At 67.8% G+C, this 15,825-nt stretch carries 16 protein-coding genes and 1 tRNA gene; 6 read left to right on the top strand and 11 right to left on the bottom strand.

What is annotated here, in order from left to right; all coding sequences use genetic code 11:
- Position 1: 1 nt before the first annotated feature.
- Genes A6F68_RS03145 through A6F68_RS15135 form a run of 9 tightly spaced genes read right to left on the bottom strand, consistent with a single transcriptional unit; the run spans position 2 to position 7,796 of the window.
- Positions 2–403, bottom strand: a complete 402-nt coding sequence (locus A6F68_RS03145) for a DUF3035 domain-containing protein (protein ID WP_067676206.1) — start codon at positions 401–403, stop codon at positions 2–4.
- Between the two features lie 5 nt (positions 404–408).
- Entirely contained in the window at positions 409–933 is a 525-nt protein-coding gene (lspA, locus tag A6F68_RS03140) for a signal peptidase II (protein WP_067676204.1), read from the bottom strand.
- Positions 930–3,953, bottom strand: coding sequence for an isoleucine--tRNA ligase (gene ileS, locus A6F68_RS03135; RefSeq protein ID WP_067676202.1), 3,024 nt, complete (start codon positions 3,951–3,953; stop codon positions 930–932). Before ileS ends, lspA begins: the two co-directional genes overlap by 4 nt.
- A complete protein-coding gene (locus A6F68_RS03130) occupies positions 3,950–4,888 on the bottom strand; it encodes a bifunctional riboflavin kinase/FAD synthetase (RefSeq protein ID WP_067676199.1) in 939 nt (312 codons plus the stop codon). Before A6F68_RS03130 ends, ileS begins: the two co-directional genes overlap by 4 nt.
- On the bottom strand, positions 4,885–5,382 hold the full coding sequence (locus A6F68_RS03125; protein ID WP_067676197.1) for a dihydrofolate reductase: 498 nt from the start codon (positions 5,380–5,382) through the stop codon (positions 4,885–4,887). Before A6F68_RS03125 ends, A6F68_RS03130 begins: the two co-directional genes overlap by 4 nt.
- A complete protein-coding gene (locus tag A6F68_RS03120; RefSeq protein WP_067676194.1) occupies positions 5,367–6,422 on the bottom strand; it encodes a 5-(carboxyamino)imidazole ribonucleotide synthase in 1,056 nt (351 codons plus the stop codon). Before A6F68_RS03120 ends, A6F68_RS03125 begins: the two co-directional genes overlap by 16 nt.
- Entirely contained in the window at positions 6,422–6,913 is a 492-nt protein-coding gene (purE, locus tag A6F68_RS03115; protein ID WP_067676191.1) for a 5-(carboxyamino)imidazole ribonucleotide mutase, read from the bottom strand. Before purE ends, A6F68_RS03120 begins: the two co-directional genes overlap by 1 nt.
- A 1-nt stretch (position 6,914) precedes the next feature.
- Positions 6,915–7,601, bottom strand: a complete 687-nt coding sequence (gene gpmA, locus A6F68_RS03110) for a 2,3-diphosphoglycerate-dependent phosphoglycerate mutase (protein WP_067681953.1) — start codon at positions 7,599–7,601, stop codon at positions 6,915–6,917.
- Between the two features lie 39 nt (positions 7,602–7,640).
- Positions 7,641–7,796, bottom strand: coding sequence for a hypothetical protein (locus A6F68_RS15135; protein ID WP_198152660.1), 156 nt, complete (start codon positions 7,794–7,796; stop codon positions 7,641–7,643).
- 110 nt (positions 7,797–7,906) lie between these two features.
- Here A6F68_RS15135 and A6F68_RS03105 point away from each other — a divergent pair.
- The 3 genes from A6F68_RS03105 (at position 7,907) to A6F68_RS03095 (ending at position 10,040) form a co-directional block, all read left to right on the top strand.
- Positions 7,907–7,981 (top strand) — tRNA-Thr (locus A6F68_RS03105).
- Between the two features lie 68 nt (positions 7,982–8,049).
- Complete coding sequence (locus A6F68_RS03100; RefSeq protein WP_067676188.1) at positions 8,050–8,541, top strand: PH domain-containing protein; 492 nt, start codon at positions 8,050–8,052, stop codon at positions 8,539–8,541.
- A complete protein-coding gene (locus A6F68_RS03095; RefSeq protein ID WP_067676183.1) occupies positions 8,538–10,040 on the top strand; it encodes a PH domain-containing protein in 1,503 nt (500 codons plus the stop codon). The genes A6F68_RS03100 and A6F68_RS03095 overlap by 4 nt, the downstream gene beginning before the upstream one ends.
- On the opposite strand, the gene A6F68_RS03090 is transcribed toward A6F68_RS03095, so the two are convergent.
- A complete protein-coding gene (locus A6F68_RS03090; protein ID WP_157096628.1) occupies positions 10,027–10,335 on the bottom strand; it encodes a GNAT family N-acetyltransferase in 309 nt (102 codons plus the stop codon). The genes A6F68_RS03095 and A6F68_RS03090 overlap by 14 nt on opposite strands.
- Positions 10,336–10,385: 50 nt before the next feature.
- Here A6F68_RS03090 and A6F68_RS03085 point away from each other — a divergent pair, with 50 nt between their 5' ends.
- Together A6F68_RS03085 and A6F68_RS03080 are read left to right on the top strand one after the other, a co-directional pair.
- Complete coding sequence (locus tag A6F68_RS03085) at positions 10,386–11,384, top strand: threonine aldolase family protein (RefSeq protein ID WP_067676181.1); 999 nt, start codon at positions 10,386–10,388, stop codon at positions 11,382–11,384.
- Positions 11,381–12,325 carry a DMT family transporter gene (locus A6F68_RS03080; protein ID WP_067676179.1) on the top strand — a complete coding sequence of 315 codons (945 nt, stop codon included), beginning with the start codon at positions 11,381–11,383 and terminating at the stop codon, positions 12,323–12,325. Before A6F68_RS03085 ends, A6F68_RS03080 begins: the two co-directional genes overlap by 4 nt.
- Here the strand turns inward: A6F68_RS03080 and A6F68_RS03075 are convergent.
- A complete protein-coding gene (locus tag A6F68_RS03075; RefSeq protein ID WP_067676177.1) occupies positions 12,273–13,079 on the bottom strand; it encodes a Rossmann-fold NAD(P)-binding domain-containing protein in 807 nt (268 codons plus the stop codon). The two genes, A6F68_RS03080 and A6F68_RS03075, sit on opposite strands and share 53 nt — an antisense overlap.
- 52 nt (positions 13,080–13,131) lie before the next feature.
- Here A6F68_RS03075 and pepN point away from each other — a divergent pair, with 52 nt between their 5' ends.
- Entirely contained in the window at positions 13,132–15,795 is a 2,664-nt protein-coding gene (gene pepN, locus A6F68_RS03070) for an aminopeptidase N (RefSeq protein ID WP_067676175.1), read from the top strand.
- The last annotated feature ends 30 nt before the right edge of the window (positions 15,796–15,825 follow it).

Genomic DNA, 15,825 nt, shown 5'->3' with positions numbered 1-15,825 from the left:
TTCAACCCGGAATAACGGCCGAAGCACCCTGACCGTCGCCTTCCGGCGCGGCGATGATGTCGCGGGTCACGCGGCCCTTGGCGACCGTGTTGGTCAGCGGATCGCCCACCGCGGTGCGGATGCCCGGCTCGGCGACGCCGGCGCGGTCGAGCGCGCTCGTTTCGACCTGGCTGCGCGCGGCCGGGCCACCGAACAGCGCATCGAGCGCCTGCTCTGACGCGGTGCCTTCGGTCGGGCGCGGGGCACCGGGGGCGGGCGGAGTCAGCGAGAAATCGGGCGGGACCACCAGCGGCGCCTGGCGCTGCACGGCGAACTCGTCGGGCCGCTCGCGGTTGAGGATGCCGCCGCTGCCGCACGCGGCGAGCAAGGAGCACGAAAGGGCGACGAGGGCGATCTTGCGCATAAGTCTCAATTCTCCACGACCGTGTCGGCCGGTTTTTCTTCAGGGGCCTTTTCGCGCACGAAGAGCGATCGGGCAAGGATGATCAGCACGCCGATTGTGATGGCCGCATCGGCGATGTTGAAGATGAGGAACGGGCGGAACTCGCCGAAATGCAGGTCGAGGAAGTCCACGACGTAGCCGTATTCGTAGCGATCCTTGATGTTGCCGAGCGCCCCGCCGAGGATCATCGCCAAGGGGATGATGTCGGCGAGCAGCTTCTCGCGCACCATCCACACCGTGACGACCACCGCGATGACCGAGGTCAGCGCAACGAGTCCCCAGCGCATCTCCTGGCTGGTCGCGGTCAGCATGCCGAGCGAGACGCCGTAGTTGTGGGTCAGCGTGAACTGGAAGATCGGCATGATGTAGTGCGACTGGCCGAGATCGAGCTGCAGGACGTTGAGGATGTACCCCTTGGTCGCCTGGTCGGCCGCGAACAGCAGCACCGCGAGCGCAAGGCCGATCAGCCGGTTCTTCGTCAGAGGGTTCATGCCAGCACCCCCTCGATCACGTCAGCACAACGTGCGCACAGGTCGCCATCCTCGGCAACCTCCGGCAGAAGCCGCCAGCAGCGGCCGCACTTGTGGTCCTGGGTGCGGGTGACGGTCACTTCGTCGCCATCGCCCCGGCGCACTGTCGCGGTGATGAACAGTTCGGCGAGAGTCTCGTCGGAAAAGCCCTCGGGCACTGCATCGGCAGGAACGGTGACCTCGGCCTCAAGGCTGGAGCGCACGACCTTTTCGCGCCGCAGCGGCTCGACCGCCTCGGTAACGCGTTCGCGCAGCGCCAGCAGCGCGGCGTACCGGGCAACCAGCGCCTCGTTCGCGAACTCGCCCGGCAGCGGGTGCATCTCGAGCAGGTGGACGCTGCCCCGGTCCGGGAAGCGGGTGGCCCAGACCTCCTCGGCAGTGAACACCAGCACCGGGGCGGCATAGCGGACGAGCGCCTGGAAGAGCACGTCGAGCACGGTGCGCGTGGCCCGCCGCTCGATCCCGGCCGGATCGTCGCAGTAGAGCCGGTCCTTGCGGATATCGAAGTAGAACGCCGAAAGGTCTTCGTTGCAGAACTCGATCAGCGCGCGGACGTACTCGTTGAAGTCGTAGGTATCGATCGATGCGCGGACGGTCGCGTCGAGCTGCGCCAGCCGCGCGAGCACGTAGCGTTCGAGCTCGGGCATCTCGGCATACCCCACCGCCTCGGTGTCAAAGTCGAACCCGTCGAGCGCGCCGAGCAGATAGCGGAAGGTGTTGCGCAGCTTGCGGTACTGGTCGGCCACGCCCTTGAGGATCTCGTCGCCGATGCGGTGGTCTTCGGTGAAATCGACCGACAGCGCCCACAGCCGGATGATGTCCGCGCCAAAGGTCTCCATCACCTTGATCGGGTCAATGGTGTTGCCGAGCGACTTCGACATCTTCATGCCTTTGGCGTCCATCGTGAAGCCGTGGGTAAGGATGCGGTCGTACGGCGCGCGGCCGCGGGTGGCGCACGATTCGAGCAGCGAGGACTGGAACCAGCCGCGGTGCTGGTCCGAACCTTCGACGTAGATGTCCGCCGGCCACGACAGGTCGGGCCACCGCTCCTTGTCCTCGAGCACGTAGGCGTGGCTGCAGCCCGAATCGAACCAGACGTCGAGAATGTCGCTGACCGGCTCCCACTCGGCGGCGTCGTATTTGCCTGCCAGGAAGCGGTGCGCGGTGTCGGGGGTCCAGGCGTCCATACCCTCGGCGCGGACGGCGGCGACGATCGCGGCATTCACCTCCGGGTCGACAAGGTAGTCGCCGGTCTGGCGATTGACGAACAGCGTGATCGGCACGCCCCACGCGCGCTGGCGGCTGAGCACCCAGTCTGGGCGGCCGGAGACCATCGAACCGATGCGGTTGCGGCCCTTTTCGGGCGTGAACTGGACCCGCTCGATCTCGGCGAGCGCGATTTCGCGCAGGGTGGGCGAACCGGCGGTAGCTTCCTCGTCGATGGTGTCGTCGCCGCCCTCGTTCTCCCAGCGTTGCTCCGCGAGAGAGATCGCAGGCAGGTGCGCCAAGGGCTTGTCCATCGGCACGAACCACTGCGGGGTGCAGCGGTAGATCACCTTGGCCTTCGAGCGCCACGAGTGCGGGTAGGAGTGCTTGTAGTCCGCGCTCGCCGCGAGCAGCGCGCCCGCTTCGCGCAGGTCCGCGCAGATCGGCCCATCGGGGGCGTTGAACTTGGGATTGATCACCGAGCCCTGCCCGCCGAGCCAGCCCCAGTCCTCGCGGTACTTGCCGTCGCCCTCGACCGCGAACTTGGGGTTGAGGCCGTGCGCCTTGCACAAGTCGAAATCGTCCTCGCCGTGGTCGGGCGCCATGTGGACGAGCCCGGTGCCGCTGTCGGTGGTGACGAAGTCGCCCGGCAGGAACGGCCGCGGCTCGGCGAAGAACCCGCCGAGGTGGTGCATCGGGTGGCGGGCGATGGTGCCGGCGAGCTTGGAGCCTGCGATCGAAGCATCTCGTTCAACCCACGGATCGATATATTCTTGCAGGGAAGGCGGCCCAACCTCACCGTAGTCTAAAGCCTTCGCCGCCTTGTTCAGGCGGTCCGCAAAGGCGGTAGCCAGCTCCTTCGCTACGAGAAACTTGGAGCTCGCATTCGTGTGGAACGGGAGACCGGCCGCGGCCAGAACCTCGTTGACCCGCCGATCACCTTTCGCACCAACTCCAACAGTGTCAGCCGTGACCGAAAGCAGGACGTATTCAATGTCCGGCCCATAGGCCAAAGCCTGGTTCACCGGGATCGTCCACGGCGTGGTGGTCCAGATCACCGCGTGCGCGCCGACCAGCTCGGGGATCGGGCTCTGGGTGATCTCGAACGCCACGTCGATCTGGGTCGAGATGATGTCCTCGTACTCGACCTCCGCCTCGGCCAGCGCGGTCTTTTCGACCGGGGACCACATCACCGGCTTGGCCCCGCGATAGAGCTGGCCGCTTTCCGCGAACTTGAGCAGTTCGGCAACGATCGTCGCCTCGCTCTCGGGCTGCATCGTCAGGTACGGGTTGTCCCAATCGGCCATCACGCCGAGGCGCTTGAGCTGCCCGCGCTGCACGTCGACCCAGTGCTGCGCATAGGCGCGGCATTCGGCGCGAAATTCGAGAAGCGGAACCTCGTCCTTGTTCTTCTTCGCCTTGCGGTACTGCTCCTCGACCTTCCACTCGATCGGCAGCCCGTGGCAGTCCCAACCGGGGACGTAGGGCGCATCCTTGCCCAGCAGGTTCTGCGTGCGGCAGACCATGTCCTTGATCGTGTGGTTCAGCGCGTGGCCGATGTGCATGTCGCCGTTCGCGTAGGGCGGGCCGTCATGGTACATGAACTTCGGCCGGCCCCGGCGGGCATCGCGCAGCTGTTCGTAGAGCCTTTCGGCCTCCCACCGCGCGGCAATACCCGGCTCCTTCTGCGGCAGGCCGGCCTTCATCGGAAAGTCGGTCTTCGGCAGGAAGACGGTGTCGCGGTAGTCGCGCTTCGTGGTGTCAGCTTCGCTCATGTCGGGCGGGCGCTTAGAAGCTCGCGCGCCCGGTCGCAATCCTTCGCCATCTGCGCCGTCAGCGCATCGAGGCTGTCGAACTTCGCCTCGGGCCGAAGGAAATGGTGGAACGCCACCTCGATTTCCTGCCCGTAGAGGTCGCCGTCGAAATCGAAGAAATAGGGCTCGAGCAGTTCCTTCGGCGGATCGAAGGTGGGCCGGACGCCGATGTTGGCCGCGCCCCCAAGCTCCTGCCCGGTGGCGAGTACCTTCCCGGTCACGGCGTAGATTCCGTAACGCGGGCGCAAATATCCTTCGAGCGGCAGGTTCGCGGTGGGGTACCCGATCGTGCGCCCCACCTTGTCGCCATGCTGTACCACCCCGCGAATGGCGAAGGGGCGTGTCAGCAGGCGCGTCGCGGTTGCGCAGTCGCCTGCCTGGAGCGCCGTTCGCACGCGGCTGGACGAGACCGGCTCGCCCCCGTCCAGCACCGGCGCAACGGTGCGCGCCTCGATCCCGACCTCCCCGCCCAGATCGCGCAGCACCGACAGGTTCCCGCCGCGCCCCTTGCCGAAGGTGAAGTCCTCGCCCGTCACCACCCCCGCTGCGCCGAGTCGCTGGTGGAGCAGCACGCGGACGAAATCCTCTGCGGTGGTCCCCGCCAGCTCGCCGTCGAAATGGAACACCAGCATCGCGGTCGCCCCGGCGGCGAGGTAAAGCTCCTGCCGCTGTTCGAGCGTGGTCAGCCGGAACGGCGCCGCATCGGGCTTGAAATGGCGCACCGGGTGGGGATCGAAGGTGGCGACGATGCTCGGCCGCCCCTGCTCGCGCGCCCAGCGGATCGCCTCTCCCGCGACCGCCTGATGGCCCAGGTGGAACCCGTCGAAGTTGCCGAGCGCGATCACCGCGCCGCGCAGGGATTCGGGGATACGGTCGCGATGATCGAGCCACCTCACCGGCCGCGCTCCCCCGAGCGCGCGAGAGTGACGAACGAAAACGCCGGGCGCCCGTCCGCTGCGGGATGATCCTCGCGCGCCACTTCGCGCCATGCGTCGCCGAACGGCGGCATGTGGGTGTCGCCCTCCACTTCGGCATGGACTTCGGTCAGCTCGATCCGCGTCGTGTGCGGCAGCATCAGGCGATAGACCTCGGCCCCGCCGACCACCGAAACGTCCCCGCCGCCAGCGAGCGACAAGGCCTCCTCCGCCGAATGCGCCACCTGCGCACCCTCGGCGCACCATTCGCGGCTGCGGGTAAGGACGATGTGCGGCCTGCCGGGAAGAAGCCCGGGCAGGCTTTCGAAGGTCTTGCGCCCCATGATCATCGGCGTGCCCATGGTAAGGGCCTTGAACCGGTTGAGGTCGGCCGGGAGGCGCCACGGCAGCGCGCCCTCCCTGCCGATGGTGCCGTTGGCTGCCCGCGCGAGGATCGCGGTTACGCTGCGTGCCATGTCCGCGTCACATGGCCCATCTTGCGCCCCTCGCGCGCTTCGGACTTGCCGTAGAGATGAAGGTGCGCCGCCGGGTCGGAGAGAACGGCATGGGCTTGCGAAACATCGCCGATCAGGTTGTCCATGACCGCGCGGCTGACCACGGTCGCAGTGTCCCCGAGCGGCAGCCCGGCGACGGCGCGCATGTGGTTTTCGAACTGGCTCGTCGCCGCGCCCTCGATGGTCCAGTGGCCCGAGTTGTGGACCCGCGGGGCCATCTCGTTGAACACCGGTCCATCCTTCGTCGCGAAGAATTCGAGCGTCAGGACCCCGACATAGCCGAGCGCCTCGGCGACCTTGCCCGCAAGCTCGCGTGCCGCGCCGACTTGCGCCGAGACCGCCGCGCAAGGCGGCCACAGCGTGTGCGCGAGGATGCCGCCATCGTGCCGGTTCTCGGTCGTATCCCAGAACCGCACCTCGCCATCGCCGGCGCGCACGAGGATCACCGAGAATTCGGCCTCATACTCGACCCACCCTTCGTAGACGCACGACGCCTGCGGCAGTCGGATCGCTTCGGCATCGCGGGCGGAACCGATCCGCCACTGGCCCTTGCCGTCGTAACCGTCGCGCGCGGTCTTGAGCACGCCGGGGGTGCCGATCCGGTCGATCGCGCGGGCGAGATCCTCGGGCGAATCGACCGGGGCGAACGGTGCGGGCCGTCCGCCGAGCCCCTCCACGAAGCGCTTTTCCCTGAGCCGGTCCTGCGCCGTCTCGAGCGCGCGCAATCCGGGTGCGATCCGGTCGCCGAGGAACTGCAAGGGCGCGGTGGGTACGTTCTCCCACTCGAACGTGATCGCGTCGCAGGCATCGGCGAAGCGCGCCAGCGCGAGGGGATCGGTGAACGGCGCCACGGTGACCTCAGCGGCAACCTCCGCCGCCACGCTGTCGCGCTCGGGCGTATAGATATGGCATCGGTATCCGAGAGGCGCGGCTGCCAGCGCAAGCATCCGGCCGAGCTGGCCGCCGCCGAGAATGCCGATGGTCCCCCCGACCCGCAGCATCAGTCTTCCGGTACCTCGCCGACGGCGGCAGTGCGCGCCGCGCGCCAGTCGCGAAGCCGCTGCGACAGGCCTTCGTCCGACAGCGCGAGGATTGCCGCGGCAAGCAGCCCGGCATTGGTTGCCCCCGGCTCCCCGATGGCGAGCGTGCCCGTCGGTACCCCGGCGGGCATCTGGACGATCGACAGAAGGCTATCGAGGCCCTTGAGCGCCTTCGACTTCACCGGCACGCCGAGCACCGGCAGGTGGGTCAGCGCGGCGATCATGCCCGGGAGGTGCGCCGCACCGCCAGCGCCCGCCACCACGACCTTGAACCCCTGCTCGTGCGCGGTCTTGCCGAACTGGTGCAGCCGGTCGGGCGTGCGATGCGCCGAGACGATCCGCGCCTCGTAGCTCACGCCGAGTTCGTCCAGCACCTCGGCGGCGCATTTCATGGTCGCCCAGTCGGACTGGCTTCCCATCACGATTGCGACGTCTGCGCGCTTGGGGGCCATCTCAGGTGTCCTTGAGGTAGCGCCGCTCGCCCGGCGTCATGGCATCATCGAAGCGATAGACGATCGGCTGCCCGGTGGGGATTTCCAGCCCGGTGATATCCTCGTCGGAAATGTCCGACAGGTGCTTGACGAGCGCGCGCAGCGAATTGCCGTGCGCGGCGACGACCACGGTCTCGCCTGCGGCAAGCTGCGGCAGGATCGCGCTTTCCCAGTACGGCAGGACGCGCTCGATGGTGAGCTTGAGGCTCTCGGTGCGCGGCACCGCTATGCCGGCGTAACGCGGGTCGGCGCTGAGGTCGAACTCGCTCCCGGGTTCCATGTCCGGCGGCGGAACGTCGAAACTCCGGCGCCAGATGTGGACCTGTTCGTCGCCGTGGCGGGCAGCGGTCTCCGCCTTGTCGAGACCGGTGAGGCCGCCGTAGTGCCGCTCGTTCAGGCGCCAGTCCTTGGTTTCGGGGATCCACAACCGCCCGCAGGCCTCGAGCGCGAGATGCAGCGTCTTGATCGCGCGCGTCTGGAGCGAAGTGAACGCAACCGTCGGCAGCACGCCTTTCTCGGCGAGAAGCTCGCCCGCGGCGATCGCCTCGGCGACGCCCTTTTCGGTCAGGTCGACGTCCCACCAGCCGGTGAAGCGGTTCTCGAGGTTCCAGCGGCTCTGGCCGTGGCGGATGAGGATCAGCGTGGACAAGCGATGCGGCTCCGCGAAAGGCGTCGGGAGCACCCGCCCCTAGCCTTGCTCCCCGTCTTTGGAAAGGCTCGGTTTCTCCTCGACTGCCCCGTGCGAGGTCATCGCGCGTGATTGCGCCTTTCGCTTGCGCAGGTTCTCGCGCAGCTTGGCGGCCAGGCGCTCTTCGCGGGTCGTCTTGTCGGCAGGACCGGTCATGGCGCGAACGCTTGCTACGCCCGGCAACGCTTGACAAGGGAGTGCCGCACTGTAAGGCGCGCCCGCTCCCCGCAGCCGCGACGTGCGCCGGGGACCGACCGATGGTTCAAGCTGCTGTAGCTCAGTGGTAGAGCACACCCTTGGTAAGGGTGAGGCCGAGAGTTCAATCCTCTCCAGCAGCACCATCGATATCAGCCGGACCAACGGTTATTTCGCCTTGCATCGTCTGGGCGTATTATCCATGTAACGCACCATGGACGGGGACCCCATCGCCATCGCCGATAACGATCGCGCGCTGACGCCGCTGGCGCCGAATCACGTCAAACTGCTGCGCACGCAGGCGGCGATCATGACGGTGCCTTTCGTCATCGCCTCGCTGGTTCTCGAATCGGCGGACCTGTTGCCACGCGGCGCATTCCTCGCTCCGGTCTTGCTCCTCGCGGCATGGGCCATCGCGCGGGTGCCGCTGCGCCGCCATGCCGCGCGCGGGTACGATCTCGGCGCGGACCGGTTGCGGGTGGCGCGCGGCCTATGGTTCCGATCCGATACCGTGGTGCCATTCGGGCGCGTCCAGCACATCGACGTGACGCAGGGCCCCCTGGAACGCGCGTTCGGCCTGTCCACGCTGGTCGTCCACACCGCGGGCACGCACAACGCCAGCGTATCGCTACCCGGTCTTGCTACAGACGACGCCGCTGCGATGCGCGAGACGATCCGCACGCACATCAAGCGCGAGACGGTGTGAGCGAAACGGCCGAAGCCGGGCCGCGCCGTACCGCGCCGCTGGGCATGCTGGTCAGCGCGCTGTCGGATATCCGCAAGTCGCTGCTGCCCGCGGTCGCTGGCGCCTATGGCCTGCGTGACGAACTGTCGGGCATCGGGTTCTTCGCCGGTATCGCCGTGCTGGCGGTCGCGATCGGCGGGATCGTGGCGGTCCTCAAGTGGTGGCGCACGACCTACGTCGTCGGGGCCGAGGATATCAGGGTCGAGACCGGAGTGCTGAGTCGCGCGGCGCGATCGGTCCCCTACGAGCGAATCCAGGATGTCAGTCTCGAACAACCCCTGCTCGCGCGGGCGCTCGGGCTGGCGCAGGTCAAGTTCGAGACCGGGGCAGGCGGGGCAGACGAGCTTGCGCTTACCTGGTTGCCGATCGCCGAGGGTGAAGCGCTGCGGGAACTGGTCCGCGAGCGTCGCGACGACGAGGCGGCCGCCGCACCAGCGGGCGACGTTCCTGCGGAGCCGTCCGGCGAAGTGCTGTTCGCGATGCCGCCGCGCCGTCTTGCAACGTTCGGCCTGTTCGAGTTCTCCCTCGCCGCCTTCGCCATCGCAGCGGGCGCGGCACAGCAGTTCGACGATTTCCTGCCGTTCGACATCTGGGATTGGGAGGGTTGGCAGGCGCGCCTCGACGGTCCGGGTCACTGGCTGCAAGGGCTGGGCCCCTTCGCGCAAGCTACGGCAGTGGGGATGGCGATCTCGACGCTTGTGGTCGTCGGTTTCGTCACCGGTCTCGCTCGTACCTTCGCGCGCGACTGGGGATTCGTCCTCACCCGCACCGCCAAGGGCTTTCGCAGGCAGCGCGGACTATTCACCAAGACCGACGTGGTCATGCCCGCACACCGGGTGCAGGCGGTCGAGGTGCGCACACGCTGGTTGCGTCGGCTGTTCGGGTGGCACGCACTCAAGTTCGTCAGCCTTGCACAGGACAGTGGATCAGGCAGCCACGTCGTCGCGCCGTTCGGACAGATGGACGAACTCGAACCGATCGCCCGTTCGGCGGGTTTCACGCTGCCCGACGCGTCGGTCGAGTGGCGTCGGCCTGCCAAGCGCGCGTATATCGATGGCGCGATCATCGGCGCGGCGGTCCCGGTTGCCGCGTCGCTCGGTCTTCTGTTGTCGCCAGCCCCAGTCGCCGCCATTCTGCCCTTGCTCGCCGTGCCGGTCATCGCCGCGGGCCAGTACTTTCGCTGGCGGCGTGCCCGCCATGCGCTCGATGTGCGGCAGGTTTACGCCAGGCATGGCTGGCTTGCGCCGCGGCTCGACGTCGCAAGCAGGGTGAAACTCCAGTCCGTCGAGATCGCGCAGGGGCCCCTGGCTCGCCGGGGCGGCTATGCGACGCTGCACCTCGGATTGGCGGGCGGCACCATGTCGTTCGAAGCGGTGCCATTGGCCGACGCGAAAAAGATCCGCGATGCCGTGCTCGACAGCATCGCGGGGGTCGACTTCTCGCGCCTCAACTCGGCGTAGCGGCGAGGAGGTCGGCCCATTCCGGGTGCCGGCGGAACTGGGCTTCGACATAGGAGCACTGCGGGACCACGGTGAAACCCTCGCGCCGGGCATCGGCGACGAGTTCCTCGACCAGCGCAGCGGCGACGCCACGGCCGCCGATCTCGGGCGGAACGATCGTGTGTTCGGCGATCCGTGTCCCGCCCCTGGCGCGCCAGGTGAGGCGGCCGACCTTGTCGCTACCCGGAACGGTGGCGCGATATTCGCCGTGCGCCTCGTTGCCTGTGTGGGTGATCTCGAGCCCTTCGATGGCCATGCAGTTGTCTCCTTCTTGCGCTCAACGCCAGCGCGGCTAGGGGCGTTCCGATGAGCCAGTTCCTTTCGGACAATGCCGCCGCCGTTCATCCCCGCGTGTGGGACGCGATGCGCGCTGCCGACGAGGCCGACGCGCCCTATGACAACGATGCCCTTTCCCAGCGGCTCGACGAAGCTTTCGGCGCGATCTTCGGATACGAGGTCGCGGTGCTCTGGGCCGCCACGGGGACCGCCGCCAACTGCCTCGCCCTCGCGACGATGTGCCCGCCGCATGGCGGGGTCGTGTGCCACCGCGAGGCGCACATCGAGGTCGACGAAGCAGGCGCACCGGGATTCTACCTCCACGGCGCCAAGCTGCTCCTTGCGGAGGGCGAAGGCGCCAAGCTGACACCCGATGCGGTGCGAGCCGTTATCGATCCGATCCGCGACGACGTGCACCAGGTCCAGCCGCACGCGGTCAGCGTCACGCAGGCGAGCGAATACGGACAGAGCTATCGGCCCGCGGAACTGGCAGCCCTCGGCGCGCTGGCGAGGGAGCGCAGCCTCGGCTTCCACGTAGACGGTGCGCGCTTTGGCAACGCGGTCGCGTTTCTCGGTTGCTCGCCCGCCGAAGCCGCCGGTCCCTGCGACGCGCTCAGCTTCGGCATGGTCAAGAACGGGGCGATGAGCGCCGAGGCGATCGTGTTCCGGGATGCCGACGCTGCGGCGCTGGCCCGCTATCGCCGCAAGCGGGCGGGCCACCTGCAGTCCAAGGGCCGGTTCCTCGCCGCGCAGCTCCTGGCCATGCTCGAAGGCGACCTCTGGCTGGCCAACGCCCGCGCAGCCAATGCCGCCGCGGCCGAGATCGCCGGCGCATGCGGCGACCGGCTCATGCATCCTGTCGAGGCCAACGAACTGTTCGTCCGCCTGTCCGCCGTCGAGCGCGAAGTGCTGCGCGCCCAAGGCTTCGGCTTCTACGACTGGGGCGCCGACGCCGCGCGCTTCGTCACCGCGTGGAACACGCGCGACGGCGATGCCCGCGCCCTCGCCTCGGCGATCGCCAACCTGTGAGCGATCCTGCACCGCCGCACGCGCTGCTGCGCCCGCGCATCGCGGTGCCCTTCGTGCTGACCGCGCTCATCTGGGGTTCGACCTGGTACGTCATCCGCGGCCAGATCGCCGAGGTTCCGGCGCAATGGGCGGTCGCCTATCGCTTCGCGCTCGCCGCTCCGGCGATGTTCGCGCTGGCGCTGCTGACCGGCAAGTCGCTCGCCATGCCGCGCCGGGCGCATGGGTTGGCGATAGCGATGGGGCTGTTCCAGTTCAGCGCCAACTTCACCTTCGTCTACCTGAGCGAGGAGCACCTGACCTCGGGCATCGTGGCGCTCATCATCGGGATGATGTTCGTCACGAACGCAATCCTCGGGCGATTGCTGCTGGGCCAGCCGGTGACGCGTCGTTTCATGATCGGCAGTGCGATCGCGCTGGCGGGCATCGGCCTGCTTCTGGCCAACGAGGCACGCACCGCCCCGCTCGGCGGCAACGTCGCGTGGGGCGCCGCTCTGGCCCTCGGCGGCATGCTTTCGGCTTCGCTCGCCAACGTGTTGCAGGCCGGGCCGGCTGGGCGCGACGTTCCGCTGGTCAGCCTGCTCTCGTGGTCGATCCTCTACGGCGTGGGGATCGACGTGCTCGTTGCCTCGGCGATGGTCGGGCCGCCGCAGGTTCCTGCAGCGCCCCTTTTTTGGGCCGGGACGGCCTGGCTTGCGCTTGTCGGCACCGTGGTGACGTTTCCGCTTTACTATCAGCTCGTGCGCGAGCTCGGAGCGGGCCGCGCAGCCTACAACGGTGTGCTCGTGATCGTGATCGCGATGACCATTTCCACTTTGCTGGAAGGGTATCGCTGGTCGGGCCTCGCCATTGCCGGGGCGGCGCTCGCAGTGCTCGGCATGGTGGTGGCGCTCAGGGCGCGGCAAGTGGCCCCGGCTCCAGCGAGCGCTCCGTCGCCAGAATAGCGGCGAGCCCCTCCCGATAGGTGGGGAACTGCGGGCTCCAGCCGAGAACCCGCTTCGCCTTGCCGTTCGCGACCCGCCGGTTCTCCGCATAGAACCCGCGCGCCATGGGGGACAGGCCGGCTTCGTCCAGCGTCTGCAGCGGTGGCGGCGCGATTCCGAGAAGGCGGCAGGCCTCCTCGGTCACCGCGGCAGCGCTGGCGGGGAGGTCGTCGGCGAGGTTGTAGGCACCCGGCCCGGCATCCAAGGCAGCGACCACCCCGCTCGCGATGTCATCGACATGCACCCGGCTGAACACTTGCCCCGGCATGTCGATTCGGTGGCCGCGCCCTTCGCGGACCCTGTCCAGAGGTGAGCGGCCGGGGCCGTAGATGCCCGGCAACCTGAAAACGCGCGCGCCTTTCGCGAGCCAGGCGAGGTCGGCTTCCGCGCGCGCCGATCGCCGACCGCTGCCGACCGGCGACGATTCGTCGACCCACGCCCCGCCGGTATCGCCGTAGACACCGGTCGACGAGAGGTAGCCGAGCCAGTCGTGACGAAGCGCATCGCCATAGCGATCGAGGACGGGATCGCCTTCTTCCCCCGGCGGAACGGAGGACAGGACATGGGTCGCTCGTGCAAGCGCCCTTCGCACGGCGGAATCGTCGTCGAACGCGACCGTCCCGCCGCGCCCGGTCGCCTCGATTCGCCAGCCGCTCAACCGACTGGCGATCGCTTTCGACGAAAACCCCATTCCGAAAATGAACATAAGTCCCATGTCGTGCGTTTAGCGGCTCGACAGGCCGACGATAAGGTTCGAACGGATACCCATGGATATTGCACGCACACCATCGACCCCGGACGGCAACCCCGAAATGGCCGATGCGCCGCCGCCGCCCAAGGAACCGCCCGTCATCCGTCGCGAGGACTACACGCCGTTCCCCTGGCGGGTGCCGCAGACGCGGCTCGAGTTCGCGCTCGGCGTCGATTCGACGCGGGTGGTCGGCACACTCGCCGTCGAGCCCAACCCCGATGCGAGCCCGGCCGAAGAGATTCGCCTTGCCGGCGACGGACTCGAGCCGCTTTCCGTCGAGGTCGACGGACAGGGTGCGAACGACTGGCGGATGGATGACGGCGACCTCGTGATCGCGCTCACCCCCGGATCGCACGAGGTGCGCGTGACGACCGAGATCGATCCCGCGGCGAACAGCCAGCTGATGGGGCTCTATGCATCGAACGGGATGCTGTGCACCCAGTGCGAGGCCGAGGGCTTCCGGCGGATCGCCTTCTTCCCCGATCGGCCCGATGTCCTCAGCACCTTCACCGTGCGGATGGAGGGGCCCAAGGACCTCTTCCCGGTACTCCTGTCGAACGGCAACAAGGTGGCCGAGGGTGACGAGGGCGGCGTCAAGGAGGCATGGCACTGGGCCGAGTGGCACGATCCGTGGCCTAAGCCCAGCTACCTCTTCGCGCTCGTCGCCGGCGATCTCGTGGCACGCAAGGACACCTTCGTCACGATGAGCGGGCGCGAGGTCGAGCTCGCGATCTGGGTGCGGGCCGAGGACCTGCCGCGCACCGAGCACGCGATGGAATCGCTTAAGAAGAGCATGAAATGGGACGAGGAGGTGTTCGGCCGCGAATACGACCTCGACGTCTTCAACATCGTCGCGGTCGGCGATTTCAACATGGGGGCGATGGAGAACAAGGGTCTCAACGTCTTCAACACCAAGTACGTCCTCGCCGACCCCGAAACAGCCACCGACGGCGACTACGACGGGATCGAAGGGGTGATCGCCCACGAATACTTCCACAACTGGTCGGGCAACCGGGTGACCTGCCGCGACTGGTTCCAGCTATCGCTGAAGGAAGGCTTCACGGTGCTGCGCGACCAGCTCTTCAGCCAGGACATGCAGGGCGAGGCGGTCAAGCGGATCGAGGACGTGCGACTTCTGCGCAGCGTCCAGTTCCCCGAGGATTCCGGGCCGCTCGCGCATCCGGTCCGGCCGGATTCGTTCCGGGAGATCAGCAACTTCTACACCTCGACGATCTACAACAAGGGCGCCGAAGTCATCCGCATGATGCGAACGATGGCGGGCCCCGAACGCTTCCGGAAAGGCACCGACCTCTACTTCCAGCGCCACGATGGCGAGGCGGCGACCTGCGAGGATTTCGTGACTGCTATCGAGCAGGGGGCCGACCTCGACCTCACCCAGTTCCGCCTGTGGTATTCGCAGGCGGGCACGCCGAAGGTCGAGGTCGATCTCGCGCACGAAGGCGAGACCGCGACGCTCACCCTTCGCCAGTCGGTTCCGCCGACGCCGGGGCAGCCCGACAAGAAGCCCATGCCCATTCCTCTGCGGCTCGCCCTGTTCGATCGCAAGAGCGGCACGCATCGCGGCGAGGAACTCGTCGTGCTCGATCGCGCCGAGGCGACCCTGTCGTTCGCCGGTTACGCCGAGAAGCCGGTGCTTTCGATCAACCGCGGGTATTCGGCCCCTGTGGCGATCGAGCGCGAAGCGTCCGTCGACGATCTCGTCTTCCTGGCAGCGCACGACGACGACGCCTTCGCGCGGTACGAAGCGATGCAGGAGCTCATCGTCGGTCACCTCGTCGCAGCTGTCGGTGACGGGCTGTCCGATGCCGATCGCGACGCGGGCCGCGCGGCGATCGGCGGTGCGCTGCGCGCCGTGGTCGCCGATCCGGCGCTCGACGATCAGATGCGCGGCGAGCTCATGATGCTGCCCAGTCAAACCTATATCTCCGAGCAGCTTCTCGTCGCCGACCCCGGTCGGATTCACGCCGAACGCGAAGCTCTGAAGGGATGGCTCGGAAACACGCTCGAGGCCGAACTGGTTGCCCTGCACGAGCGGGCAAGCGGGCGGTCCGACGGCATGAGCGCGGAGGCGCGCGGCGCGCGCAAGGTCAAAACGCAGGCCCTCGTGTTCCTCGCGGCGGGCAATCCCGAACGCGCCGCACAGATGGCCGCCGCACAGTACGATGCCGCGACCACGATGACCGACCGCCAGGGCGCGCTGATGGTCCTCTGCGGCCTTTCGGGCGTCGAGCGTACGAACAAGCTGATCGACTTTTACAATCGCTACCGGAGCAATGCATTGGTGGTCGACAAGTGGTTCAGCCTGCAGGCGTCCGCGCTGCATCCGCAGGCGATCGAGCACGTCAAGGCGCTGGCCGACCACCCCGACTTCACGCTCAAGAATCCCAACCGCGTGCGCAGCCTCTACATGGCCTTCGCAGGCAACCCGCACGCCTTCCACGCGGAAAGCGGGGAGGGTTACCGGATGATCGCGGACCTGATTCTCGCGCTGGACCCGATCAATGCGCAGACCGCTGCACGCTTCGTGCCGCCGCTCGGCCGCTGGCGGCGAATCGAGCCGGGCCGCGCGGGCAAGATGCGCGCCGAACTCGAACGCATTGCCGAAGCCAAGGGCCTGTCGCGCGATACCTTCGAGCAGGTGACCCGCTCCCTTGGCTGAGGCCCTTCATTCCGAAGTACTCGCTGGAAC

The organism is Tsuneonella dongtanensis (assembly GCF_001698205.1).
GTDB classification, from domain to species: domain Bacteria; phylum Pseudomonadota; class Alphaproteobacteria; order Sphingomonadales; family Sphingomonadaceae; genus Tsuneonella; species Tsuneonella dongtanensis.
Note: the sequence above shows the minus strand (reverse complement) of the source record. Positions and strands in the feature narration are given on the sequence as shown.